Source organism: Shewanella sp. Koi 1, from assembly GCF_052907445.1.
On record NZ_JBREJM010000001.1, the window covers coordinates 2,506,571 to 2,520,045 of the forward strand.

Annotated in this window: 9 protein-coding genes; 3 read left to right on the forward strand and 6 right to left on the reverse strand. The window is 45.9% G+C overall.

From position 1 onward, the window contains the following. Positions 1–273: 273 nt before the first annotated feature. The gene (locus ACUZ8J_RS11050; RefSeq protein WP_446693846.1) at positions 274–2,511 is read left to right on the forward strand and encodes an Ig-like domain-containing protein; all 2,238 of its coding nucleotides are present in this window, start codon (positions 274–276) and stop codon (positions 2,509–2,511) included. A 188-nt stretch (positions 2,512–2,699) separates the two neighbouring features. Here ACUZ8J_RS11050 and ACUZ8J_RS11055 read toward each other — a convergent pair whose 3' ends face one another. Further along, a complete protein-coding gene (locus tag ACUZ8J_RS11055; protein ID WP_446693847.1) occupies positions 2,700–4,718 on the reverse strand; it encodes an oxidoreductase in 2,019 nt (672 codons plus the stop codon). A 165-nt stretch (positions 4,719–4,883) separates the two neighbouring features. Between ACUZ8J_RS11055 and sppA the strand changes: the two genes are divergently transcribed. Both sppA and ansA read left to right on the forward strand, forming a co-directional pair. Next, positions 4,884–6,728, forward strand: coding sequence for a signal peptide peptidase SppA (gene sppA, locus ACUZ8J_RS11060; RefSeq protein ID WP_446693848.1), 1,845 nt, complete (start codon positions 4,884–4,886; stop codon positions 6,726–6,728). Between the two features lie 110 nt (positions 6,729–6,838). Next, positions 6,839–7,852, forward strand: a complete 1,014-nt coding sequence (gene ansA, locus ACUZ8J_RS11065) for an asparaginase (RefSeq protein WP_446693849.1) — start codon at positions 6,839–6,841, stop codon at positions 7,850–7,852. Between the two features lie 71 nt (positions 7,853–7,923). Here the strand turns inward: ansA and ACUZ8J_RS11070 are convergent, their stop codons facing one another. The 5 genes from ACUZ8J_RS11070 to ACUZ8J_RS11090 form a co-directional block, all read right to left on the reverse strand. After that, the gene (locus tag ACUZ8J_RS11070) at positions 7,924–8,205 is read right to left on the reverse strand and encodes a YeaC family protein (protein ID WP_011716957.1); all 282 of its coding nucleotides are present in this window, start codon (positions 8,203–8,205) and stop codon (positions 7,924–7,926) included. Further along, the gene (locus ACUZ8J_RS11075; RefSeq protein WP_039977219.1) at positions 8,202–8,519 is read right to left on the reverse strand and encodes a hypothetical protein; all 318 of its coding nucleotides are present in this window, start codon (positions 8,517–8,519) and stop codon (positions 8,202–8,204) included. Before ACUZ8J_RS11075 ends, ACUZ8J_RS11070 begins: the two co-directional genes overlap by 4 nt. An 8-nt stretch (positions 8,520–8,527) precedes the next feature. Next, on the reverse strand, positions 8,528–9,655 hold the full coding sequence (locus ACUZ8J_RS11080; RefSeq protein ID WP_011716955.1) for a M14 family metallopeptidase: 1,128 nt from the start codon (positions 9,653–9,655) through the stop codon (positions 8,528–8,530). Between the two features lie 180 nt (positions 9,656–9,835). Then, complete coding sequence (locus ACUZ8J_RS11085) at positions 9,836–10,516, reverse strand: response regulator transcription factor (protein WP_446693850.1); 681 nt, start codon at positions 10,514–10,516, stop codon at positions 9,836–9,838. Positions 10,517–10,713: 197 nt separating this feature from the next. Beyond that, positions 10,714–13,230, reverse strand: a complete 2,517-nt coding sequence (locus ACUZ8J_RS11090) for a TonB-dependent receptor plug domain-containing protein (protein ID WP_446693851.1) — start codon at positions 13,228–13,230, stop codon at positions 10,714–10,716. Positions 13,231–13,475 lie beyond the last annotated feature (245 nt).

The window sequence follows — 13,475 nt, forward strand, 5'->3', positions numbered from 1 at the left end:
TGTACGCGTCTCGCCCCGAACAGAACTAATTTCGATATTCCTTACCACCTCCACTGCAATGATTCGCAAGTGAGAGCGAAATTTGGTGAAAAATAAAACTCTTCAGCTCAGTTATCACTCTAACAGTGACAAGCATCACATAAATATCTTGATATAAGATCACCGTTCCGTAAAATGCCGTCCGCAACCATATTGCCCACAAATTTGCAGCTTTTAAAAACTAAAAAGAAACATTTTATGGGCATAATAATTACAACAATCCTAAGGCAAATAATGTTTAAGAAAACATCAATTGCCCTCATCACTATGGCGCTTTTTGGCTGTGGCGATAACGGCGAAAAAAACGACACTGTAACCCCAAATAATACCGCTCCAGTATTCACAGCTGCAGCAATTGAATCAACCAATGGCATTGCCGCAAACTTAGATATTACTACTTTGGTATCTGACGTTGACGGCGACGACTTAACCATCGCCTCACTAGGCTCCCCCACACATGGCTCAGTTGCATTTACTGGCATGGTCATCACCTATACCCCCGATGAAGACTTCGCAGGTACAGACAGCTTCACCGCAACCATCACTGACGGTAAGGCTGAAACAACGGCCACAATTACCGTTTCAGCTTTTAAAGCATTGACGATTAAAGGTAAGGTTGTTGACGAACCTGTACCAAATGCAGCGGTAAGCGTAACATTAAACGGCCAAACATTTACCGCGACTGCCGATGAAAATGGTGACTACACCATTGAGGTTAAAACCACTGACACAACCAAGTTAGTTAAAGTAGAAGCCACTGGTGATGCTAACGACACCACTGGCATCAAACTAATCAGCTTATTGGGCGCAACCAGCAGCCTTATCACCAAGGCTGGTGATGACGGCATTCTGGGCGATAATGTAGAAGATTCAACCAATGTCACTAACGTCACTTCTGCTCGCTACATTCTGGCCACAGAAGCCAACAACGGGGTTGAAATCACTACTGATGCAGAACTGGTTCAAGCAGAAAAATCTATCGATGCCACACAGTTGATTGAAATTGCAGCTGTAATCAAAGTCATCTTAGACAACCCCAATTACGCGCTTCCAGAAGGGTTCGCGAATGTTATCGACTTCGTCAGCAACAGCCAAGCATATAACACATTCGTTGATGAAGTGACCGCTGCCAACCCTGACGACAACGTTTTAACTCAGACTATCACCAGCATCCAGCAAGATCCTGAGTTAACACAAGGATTTACTGTTAACACGCTTTCGAGTAACTACATATTAGCAACTGCTGCAGCCCCTGGTTTCCTGTCTCGTGGCGGCGACTTAATGGAGTTAAATGCTGACGCTACGGGTCGTTTCACTAACGATTATGAACAGCAAAACTTCAAATGGAGCTTGAACAATAACGAATTAGCTATCACCTTTGATAATCCGTTAAGCTCGTTTGGCTATTATTCAGCTTATGAAGTGCTACCTGCAGCACTGGCAGATCAATTCGTAGCTGAGTATGGTACTCAGCAAATTGGTGGAACAACTCAAGTTACGAGCAAAACATACTCGCGCTTAATCCACGGTAAGCAAATTGATACAGTTTCTGTAACGACAACACATCGCATTATTCTTGATACTTTCTACGTCAATGGCGTAAAAATCACGCCGAATGATGTTGTTGAAACATCAACGACACAAGAGCTGATGCGTAACATGGAAGCCATCACTCCACTTGCTATCACTGTGGAAGACTTAACCGAAACATGGGCTGCACCAACCTACTACCAAAGCGCTTATGGCTTTACATACAATGGCGACCTACTTCAGTTTAATCCTGACGGTACAGGCAACGCCGTTCTAAGTGATAGAGCGTTCAATTGGGTGCTAGACAACAACACAGTTACCGTAGCATTTGCAGATAAAACAAACCTAACTGTTCAAAAAATTGACGCCGAAGGTGAATTAAGCGCACTGTCGTTAAAAACCTACGATCCAAATAACAACCTCATCGCATTTAGCTATAACTTCGGCACATGGCATGATGACGTAAATAGCAACCTAACTGCTGAAAAAATCACCAATAAAGACAATCATCTTTGGGCAACATTCGTTAATGGATGGATGAAAAGCTACTGGTCTAACGGAAGTTTCGACTTCATGAAAGGCTCAGCGTTTGGTTTTGATTTCAACGCTGATGGCACTGCTCAAACCTACAACTATTTCTACACCGACAGTGAAGAAACCGTTATAGACAAGACACTCTTAGACGGTAACTGGATAGCTGGTTCAGAAGAAAACGATCACTTATTCACCTTTACTCGTTGCTGGTCAGCAAGTAACTGTCAAACGAGAGAGTGGTTAGGACTTCAAGTCACAGATAACCAATTAATCGTTATGGAACGCGCACTAAACGCTAATGGTACGGTTGCTATTCCTGCACGTTTAAATATCTATCGTGATTGGGAAAAACTGCCAGAAAACGCTTCGGCAACAACTGCCGCTCGTCAATCATTCGTCCGTAAATAACGTAAAACGTACGATATGAAAATATCTTAGGGCAAACCTTAATCACCTAAGTATTTTTCAACAAATGATGTATGAGTGTTGTTATTCAAACGGTCCTAATATCTGGGACCGTTTTTTTGAGAAAATGCCATCTTTCGATAATAAGTAGTTGAGTTCAAATAAGTGCAACTTATTTTTAATACAAAAAACTACAATCGCATGGCAAGCTCAGCACCTTGACGAATGGCACGTTTTGCATCGAGCTCGGCGGCCACATCGACACCGCCAATCAAGTGCACAGGAATGCCCGTTGCTTTCATCTCATCGACTAAGGTGCGGTTAGATTCTTGTCCGGCGCAGAGGATAACATTATCCACGGCCAACACTTCGGTTTGCTCGCCAACGCGGATATGTAGGCCCGCATCGTTAAACTTGTCATAGCTGACGCCGGTTTTCATCTTCACATCATGCTGTTTTAGCACTAAACGGTGGATCCAGCCGGTGGTTTTACCTAAGCCTTGACCCATCTTAGAGGTCTTACGTTGTAACAGATAGACTTGTCTATGATCGCTATTATCGACTTCAGGCTCGGCTAACCCACCCGCATGCTGATATTGCTTGTCTATACCCCACTGCTTTAACCATTTTTCAGGATTGAGGGTGCTCGACTCAGATTCGCAGAGGTAATGCGCCATATCAAAGCCGATACCGCCGGCACCAATGAGGGCCACTTTGTCGCCAATCGAGGCTTGGCCCGTCAGTACCTGTTGATAATCCACCACCTTGGGACTATCAAAACCTGGCAAGCTTAACTCGCGCGGTACCACGCCGGAGGCGATAACGATTTCATCAAACGTTTCAGTTTCCAGTACCTTAGCATCTAAACGGGTATTTAAGCGCAAATCAATTTTATGCAGTTTGATTTGATTGAGGAAATAACGAATTGTCTCGTTAAACTCTTCTTTTCCGGGGATTTTACGTGCCAGATTAAACTGTCCACCCACCTCGGATTTGGCCTCAAAGAGCACCACTTCATGGCCGCGCATCGCCGCATACACAGAGAATGCCATCCCAGCGGGGCCTGCGCCCATCACTGCGATACGCTTCTTGTTATGGGTAGGTAAGAAGTTAATTTCGGTCTCATAACAGGCACGGGGGTTGACCAAGCAGGTGGCACGTTTCAGAGAGAAAGTATGGTCCAAGCAGGCCTGATTACAGCCGATACAGGTATTGATAAGCTCTGGTGTGTTAGCCGCCGCTTTATTCACAAATTCAGGATCGGCCAAAAACGGCCGCGCCATTGACACCATATCCGCTTGACCAGAGGCAATGATTTGCTCGCCAATCTCTGGCGTATTGATACGGTTTGTGGCAATCAGAGGCACTGAAACCGATTTTTTAAGCTTTTCTGTCACCCAAGCAAAGGCGCCGCGGGGCACGCTGGTCGCAATGGTTGGCACACGGGCCTCATGCCAGCCAATCCCAGTATTGATAATCGACACCCCCGCATGCTCGAGCCACTTAGCCAGTTGCACGACTTCATCCCAAGTAGAGCCGTTATCGACTAAGTCGAGCATGGATAAGCGGAAGATGATGATAAAGTCTTTGCCCACTTTGGCGCGAATCGCATTCACAATCTCTATCGGGAATTGCGCGCGTTTTTCAAAACTGCCGCCCCATTCATCGTTACGCGTATTGGTTCGCGAACTGATAAATTGGTTAATCAAATACCCCTCAGAGCCCATCACTTCAACGCCATCGTATCCCGCTCTTTTCGCTAAAGCGGCTGAACTGGCGTAATCCTTAATGGTGGCGCGGACTTGGCGGCTCGACATGGCCGAAGGGGTAAAGGGAGTGATAGGCGACTTGATTTTACTCGGCGCCTGCGAAAAAGGATGGTAACCATAGCGCCCCGCATGCAGGATTTGCATACAGATCTTACCGCCAGCCTCGTGCACCGCTTGAGTCACAATGCGGTGTTTACCTACTTGCCAGGGGAAACTCAGCTGACACGCATGGGGAGTCAAGCGACCACGTAGGTTGGGTGAGATACCGCCGGTGACAATTAAACCGACGCCGCCTAACGCGCGCTCTTTATAAAACGCTGCCAGTTTCTCAAATCCGCCCTTTTCTTCTTCTAAACCCGTGTGCATGGAGCCCATTAACACACGATTTTTGAGCTGGGTGAAACCCAGATCTAAGGGTTCTAATAAATGGGGAAACGACATTCAAACATCCTTTTTAAACAAGTGATTTAAATGAGCATACCTTGAGTCAAATGTAAGCTCAACTGTTGCTAGGGGGTTAAAAGTTAAAATCCTTTACAATTGTGTTTAGCCAGTGAAGGGATTTTCAGTTAGCATTGGCACATTCGATAAGCAAAGGAGTGGCTAATGTCCGCTAACCCATCGTTTTTCAAGAGAATATGTTTATTTATATGGAACACCCTTAACGGGATCCGTAAATTCATACTCAACCTGATTTTTTTTGGCTTCCTCGCCATCATCCTCATTACCATTGGCAGCAGTGAAGATATTCAGGTCGAAGATAACTCAGCATTGGTGCTTAATCTGGCGGGTTCGATTGTCGATCAAAAACAGCAGGTCGATCCGATTGAAGCCGCACTTAAACAAGGCAATAATGGCAGTAGCGATGGCGAAATCCTGCTGGCAGATATTATCTATGTGATTGATAACGCGACGCACGATAACAGGATCAGCACCATAGTCTTAGATTTGGCCGAGCTGAAACGCGCAGGCATCAGCAAATTAGAATCCATTGGCGATGCCCTAAATCGTTTCAAAGAAAGCGGAAAAAAGGTGGTGGCAATTGGAAACAACTACGAGCAAAACCAATACTTTCTTGCCAGCTTTGCCGATACCATTTACCTCAATCCCCAAGGCAGCGTCTCCCTCGATGGCTTAAGTATGTATAACCAATACTTCAAGTCTGCCCTTGAGAAGCTCAAAATAAAGGCACACATTTTCCGCGTCGGCACCTTTAAATCCGCAGTAGAACCATACATGCGTGACGATATGTCGGATGCGGCCAAAGAAGCCAGTAGCGCCCTACTCGCCGATGTATGGCAGAGTTACACTCAAACTGTGGCACAAAATCGCCAAATCGATGCCAATACCTTAGTGCTCGACTCGGCAAATTACCTCGCGCAACTCGATAAGGCCGAAGGTGACTCCGCCACTATGGCCATCAATATGAAATGGGTCGATACCCTAGCGACCGATGAAGAGTTCCGTAAAGTCATGCTCGATACCGTGGGTAAAGAGAAGTCGGGTGACAGCTTTAAACAAGTCAGCTTCTACGACTATTTAACCTTAGTGACACCTCTGCCAAGCTTCGTTGAACAAGACAGTGTCGGCATTATCGTTGCTAGCGGCACTATTTTAAATGGCAGCCAACCCGCCGGCCAAATCGGTGGCGATAGCACGGCAGAATTATTACGTAAGGCGCGATTTGATAAGCATATCAAAGCGCTCGTTCTTCGAGTCGACAGCCCTGGTGGTAGCGCCTTTGCTTCGGAGCAAATCCGCCAAGAAATACTTGCCCTCAAAGCGGCGGGTAAACCTGTGGTGGTGAGTATGGGTAGCCTTGCGGCGTCCGGTGGCTATTGGATTTCGGCCAGCGCCGATTATATCTTCGCAACCCCAACCACGCTGACGGGCTCTATCGGGATCTTTGGGATGATCACTACTTTCGAAGATTCACTCGCCAGCTTAGGTATCCATACCGATGGCGTATCCACCTCAGAATGGGCTGGTTTGTCTGTGACTCGCACCCTCTCGCCACAAATCGAATCGGTTATCCAGCGCCATATCGAGCGTGGCTACTTAGACTTTATCTCACTGGTCGCTAAGGAACGTAAAATGACCTTAGAGCAGGTGGATAGCATCGCCCAAGGCCGTGTATGGAGTGGTAAAAAAGCCCTAGAGTTAGGTTTAGTGGATGAGCTTGGCGATATCGACCAAGCAGTCGCCAAAGCCGCTAAACTTGCGGATTTAAGCCTGTTCGATACCCGTGTGATTGAGCAAGAGCTCACGCCTGAGCAGCGTTTTGTACAGCAAATGTTTGCCTCAGTTTCGGCCTACTTACCCGCGTCTCTCAGCCATTCAACACTGCTTGAGCAAATGCTGGCGCAATGGACGGGCAGCTTAAAGACCATCGCGGCCTTTAACGATCCTAACCATGTGTATGTGTATTGTGACAGCTGTGCTATCAACTAACGCAGACTCAAGATGAAAGACACAAAAGCCCGATACTTCGGGCTTTTTTATTGGGTTTATGCCTGCAAAATCGTATAATTAGCTCACTTGCAGCTAAGATAACGACAAGAATGACTAAACGCTCCATTTACGTCGCCTATACGGGCGGCACCATAGGCATGCAAAAAACCGCGAATGGTTTTGCTCCGGTGGCAGGCTTTTTGACCCAATGCGTCCAATCCATGCCCGAGTTCTACCATGACGAAATGCCTGAGTTTGTGATCCACGAGTACTGCCCGCTCATCGACTCATCAAACATGGCTCCGACCGACTGGCAAATGATCGCCGATGATATCAAGGCCAATTACGATAAGTACGATGGCTTTGTGATCCTCCACGGCACAGATACCATGGCCTACACCGCATCGGCCCTATCCTTTATGCTTCAAGGCCTGTCAAAGCCTGTTATTGTCACTGGCTCACAAATTCCTTTGGCACAGCTGAGATCCGACGGTCAAACCAACCTGCTCAACTCTTTGTATATCGCCGCTAATTATCCAGTGGCGGAAGTGTGTTTATTCTTTAATAACAAACTATTCCGTGGCAATCGCTCCACCAAAGCCCACGCCGATGGCTTTGATGCCTTTGCCTCGCCAAACTTCCCCTTACTGCTTGAAGCGGGGATCAAAATTAATCTGCGTGCAGGTAAAATTGCCACCCCAAGCGATAAACCGTTAGAAGTCGCTAATATCAGCCCGCAGCCCGTCGGTGTGGTGACTCTCTATCCTGGCATTTCGACGCTAATTTTTAAGAACATTCTGCAGCAACCCGTTAAGGCGCTCATTTTACTGACCTTTGGCGTGGGCAATGCACCGCAAGATAAAGCATTACTCGATACTCTAAAGCAAGCGGATGAACGTGGAATTGTGTTGGTAAACCTAACTCAATGTTTCCAAGGCAAAGTGAATATGGGCGGTTACGCTACGGGCAATGCCCTCGCCAAAGCGGGGGTGATCAGTGGTGCAGACATGACCATTGAGGCTGCACTGGCTAAGTTGCATTATCTGCTATCAAAAAACCTAAAGCCGAGCGAAATTAAAACGGCCATGTTGCAAAACTTGGTTGGTGAGCTCAGCCCCGACTAAATATCGCAACGCTGCGCATGAAAAAGCCCACATTCGTGGGCTTTTTGTTGTTTAAGCATCAATGTCTGTTATTACAGTTCGTCAGCTTTAAACTCGGCAATCGACTCGCCACGGAATTGTTTCTTCAACTCCGCCTTCGACAGCTCATTTAATTTTCCACCGGCAGCTATGGTGAAATGCTCCGTTTGATCTAAGCGGCGCGCCTGATAGAGCATCACCACTTGAAGAGTCGATTCACGCTGGGCTTCAGTCAATACAGTGCCATCTTCCCATTTGCCTAATTCAGCGGCGCTACGCAGCCTTTCATAGACTTCTTCGGGCATTTGGTCGATTACTTGATTAATGTCGGTCATACACTCTTTCGCTTATGTAATACGATTCTAACGCGGGTAATTAAATAGCCCACAAAACCAAAGACAAAACAGATGGCGCCAATGGTCGCGCGTAAGCCTTCGGCGGGCTCTCCGCCCCAAAACCAAATCACCACCCCCGCAATAAACAGCGTCATGGCGACAAAGCTTTGGTTCATTAAGCTGCTGGATTTTTGGATATGACTGATCCGAGCGAGCGAGCTATTGTCACCATTGGTTTTTGCCTCACAATGCGGGCAAGCTGGCGCTTTGCTCGACATCCGTTTACGGCAGATTGGACATTCGATTAATGCCATAGTCGCACCTATCTTAACTTATCAACCACGGCGAGCATGGCAATCAATGACGCTTCGCCTAAATAAATACTGCGCTCTGGTGACCAACCCACAAATGGATCCTGCAGATTGTTGTTGTCTTTAAAAGGCATTTCTAAGGTGTTTGATAAGCAATCGAAAGTTTGCGCTACCCAATTAGAGGCCACGGTCAAGTTGGCTTGACCAGGTTCGTCTTTAGCGTAACCAAACTCGGTTTGGAAATCGGCACTGGCTAAGGTTAATGCCTGACTAAAGTCAGCTTGCAGCTGTGCCAATCGCTCATTGTAAGCTGGCACACCCTCACAACCCGCGAGGAATACATAGGGCAGACCTTCATCACCATGGACATCGTAAAATAAATCTACGCCCGTTTGCTGCATCTTATGCACTACATGGTAGACCTCAGGGCTTCTTTCTAAGCTCGGGGTTTGCCATTCACGGTTAAGGTTAACCCCAATCGCATTGGTACGCAGATGACCTCTTACGCTGCCATCCGGGTTCATGTTAGGCACAATGTAAAAATTTGCTTTATCGAGCAACGCTTTTGCCGTTGGACAATCATTATCCAGCAAACGATTCACTAAGCCTTCGACTAACCATTCCGCCATGGTTTCACCGGGATGTTGCCTTGCGGTGATCCAAATATTGCGTTTATCAGGATTGCCATCGCCCACTTTCATCAGGGTGATATCACGGCCATCTAAGGTCAGGCCTAAATGCTCAAGATTAACATCGGGATGCAATTGTGCGTTGCTGAGCAGATCTAAATGACGCTCATAGCTGTAGGGCGCAAAGTATGCGATTTGAATCGCATCACAATCAAGCGCTAACTGAATGCTCAGTTTGCCGTCGATATATTGGGTTGGCACACGGAACCAATGTTGGCGATCGTAACTAGCGACCGCATGATAATCTTGCCAGCCCTTAGGATAGGAAGCAGTGCCCGCATTGATGATATTCAAGGTGTATTGATTACCCACCTCACCTTCGAATCGGAAGTTGAACCATTGATAAAACTCACCGCCCGCATCGGGACGGATTGCCAGTTGAATATCGTCTTTATTATCAAGATTAATGACTTGGATATTTCCGCCATCAAAATTGGCACTGATCCGCATAATGATTCCTACTTGGTTATTCATGTGAGGGTAATGATGTTAAATGCACATCTACTTTAATGCCCGTTAGAATAAACCAAATCCGTGTCAGGGGAAAATGAAAGCGACTAAAATTGCCTAAGAAGCCAGCAGTCGCGCTGTAATTCATCAGTGCCAAGTTTGTTAGCCTTTCACTACACATCAAGCGGAAAAACTGTATCCTTGGCCACGGACCGTGTTGATTAATGTCCGCGGTAAACGGGTATTTGCCAGTTTGCGCCGCGTGTTACTGATATGCATATCTAAATTACGGTCGAATCGGCCTAAGTCCTTCTGCAACACCGATTTTTGCAATTCCTGCTTAGTGATCACTTGCCCTTTACGTTCGAACAGATATTTAAACAGCCTAAACTCGGTTTGCGTCAGTTCCACGGCATTTTTACCTATGGTGATCCTATAGGCGGCTTCATCGAATTTGACTGGCTGAGCAGTCGCCTGCTCAATTGCCATTTGCGCCATGGGACGGGGAGTCAATCGCCGCTCTAGAGCATGCAAACGCACTAGCAACTCTTTAATGCTAAAAGGTTTAGTTAGAAAATCATCCGCACCAAGCTCATAACTTCTGATCCTATCTTCCTCGTTGTCACGGGCAGATAGCATCATTATCGGCGTCATACACTCTCTCGCCTCTAATAGCGAAAAACCATCCATTTGTGGCATCACCAGATCGAGCATAATAATGTCGGGCATAAAGCTGCGGATCCGTTTCAGCCCTTCAATGCCATTTACGGCACATTCAACCTCATGTCCCTGTGTTTTCAGCGCCTCAGTTAACCAAACTCTGAATAATGGATCATCATCGACTAACAGTATTTTACTCATCCCTAAACACCAAACGAGAATCAATATCATTTATGTTACCATAACTAAAAATATGTCTCTAGCATTAGAAGATGATTAAAAATCAGTTTTAGCTTAATTGTGATCAAGTTGGCAGCAATAGATAACCACTTGTAACCTTTTGCACCAAAACAAAAAAGCGCCCGAAGGCGCTTTTTTAGGGTGAGTTCTAGTTAATATTAGAACTTAACAGTTACACCACCGTAAATAGTACGGCCGATAGTATCGTAAACTTCTGGAACAGTACCGCCATCACTACCGTTAGATACGGTCAATGGTTTTTCATCGGTAAAGTTCTTCACGCCTAAGCTTACAGTTGCCATATCATTGATATGGTAAGTACCAGAAATGTTGTGATACAGGATATCACCCACTTTGTTACCTTCGCTCAGGTCACGCATGTCGCCGATATAACGGTTGAAGTACATTACGCTCCAATCGTCTTGACCAGCAGAGATGCTGAAGTTGTTACGTACGCGAGCATATGCACCGAAGTTACCATCGATGGTGCCAGTATAGTTTTCACCATCCTGCTCAAACTTCACTAAGTAAGTGGTATCGTTAACGACTTTCCAATCTAAGCCAATTAACTCGAAGTTGTAGGCTAAGTTGAAGTCGATACCGCTAGTGTCTTGTGAACCTACGTTAGTTAACGCGTTGGTTAAGTTATCCAAATCGCCATTAGGGCCGATATTGAAAGTTTCACAAGCTGTTTGGTCACCAGCATAACAAGCATCTAAACCAGCTTGAGTATCCATACGCGCAATGGCGTTGTCTACTTTGAAGCGCCAGTAGTCAAGTGTCACTGACATACCATCGAGGTAGCTTGGTGAGTACACTAAACCAGCAGTGTAAGACTCTGACTCTTCAGGTTTCAAATCTGGATCTGAAGTACGGTTTACTAAGATTTGTGGATCTTGAGCGTTACCCCATGGATCATCTAAGTAGTCGTATGAACCAGAGTTACCACCATATAGCTCAGCTACGCTTGGAGCACGGAAACCTGTTGCAGCTACGGTACGAACCATCAGCTCGTCAGTGGCATTGTAAGTTAAACCGATTTTCCAAGTAGTTGCTTTACCGAAAGTTGAGTAATCGTCTAAGCGCAGAGCAAATTCACCCGTTAGTTTTTCGGTGAATGGTACGCTAACTTCTTGGAAGATAGAGATAACGTTGTAGTTACCATCAGTTGGATCTTGTTGAGCAGAAGTACTCTCACCTGCGATAACCACTTCGTCTGGCGTGTAGAAACCACTTTCACGACGGTATTCAGCACCGATAGCGAAACCTACCGCACCAGCGCTCAGGTCGAATAACTCACCGTTCAGACCAGCAGACAGTGTTTGTTGCTCGTTACCGCCTTTCGCTTCTTCTGTGTAGCTAATGTCATTGATCATTTGCTGAGTTAATGGTGCACCACTGAACCATGCATCTGGACTTGCATAGATTGAGGTTGCCATATCAGAAGCATTAATTGAGTTTTCTACAGCAGTTTTAGCTTGGTTTTTACCGTAGGTGTAAGTGACATCCCAGTTCATACCAGTATGTACATCTAAAGTACCCGCTAAACCACCAGATAAGCGCCAAGTGTCAGTATCTTGAGTATAGATACGTGGACCTACGTCATTGGTACGGCGACGGTAGTTTACTAAACCTTTGTCGTCAGCTTTGATGCCAGCAGCAGTCATTGCGCTGTCTAAAGTGACACAAGGCTCACCAGCTGGCACATGTGGGTCACCACATACGTTCAGCATAATGTCTGCAGGTTGGGCGGCCATTTGCTGATTAGAACGACGGTTAGTGTAGATAGCGTCAGCAGTTAATACCACATCGTTACCTAACTCTTGAGTCATGTTTGCGAACAAACTACGACGCTCGCTTGGCGTTTGGTAGTAGCTATCTTGTGTAAAGTCATAGCCATAAGTACGGTCAACCCAGTTGCCGTTAGCGTCTTGAACTTTACCACCTAACGAACCTGTTGGGATGAATGAACTTGCACCTGGCTCAGTCCAGCTACGGTCACCTTGGATCACACCACGACGATCTGAGTAAGCTGCACCAAAAGTGTAGTTACCACCATCGGTGTTAAAGCCATACAGTGCACTCACATCACCGTTTTGACCGTCACCTTTATCGGTACCGCTGCCGTTGAAGTCTAATTGGAAACCATCGAAATCTTTCTTAGTGATGATGTTCACTACACCGGCAATCGCATCAGAACCGTATACCGCTGAAGCGCCGTCTTTCAGGATTTCAACGCGAGCGATCATAGCAACTGGGATAGAGTTTAAATCCACAGCACTGTCAGCACCTGAACCAGAGTTCACCATGCGACGGCCGTTTAATAGCACGAGAGTACGTTGCGAGCCCATACCACGTAAGTCAACTTGTGCAACACCGTCAGCACCGTTGTTTGTGGTTGAACCAATCGCAGCACCTGCCATTGAAGTTTGAACTTGTAGCATTTGGTCTACAGAGGTAAAGCCTTCGGCTTTGATTGCAGCAGCATCAATAACGGTAACAGGAGAAGCTGTTTCCATATCTTGACGTTGAATACGTGAACCCGTGACTTCAATACGCTCAACTTTTGCAGTTTCTTCAGCTGCAAATGCGCTTGATGCTACAAAGGTACCAGCAGCAATTGAGCTAACGACAGCTAAATTAATAGCCGACGCAACTTTGGTTCTTTTGATCATGAATGAATGCTCCCTAGATCTTACTATTATTTTTATGCTTACAGCTTGTACAACAATTTGCTGTACGACTGTTGCGCTTGATACTGAGGATTCACTTTCATTCAGTCAATATTCATTTTTTTAACCTTAAAAACTATTTTGTTTATTATTTCACCCCTTATTGTAAAATATTTGTTTAATTACAACCTTGAATGCTAATTCACTTCTATTTACAGCATTAAAAACCGTATAACCCAGTAATTAAC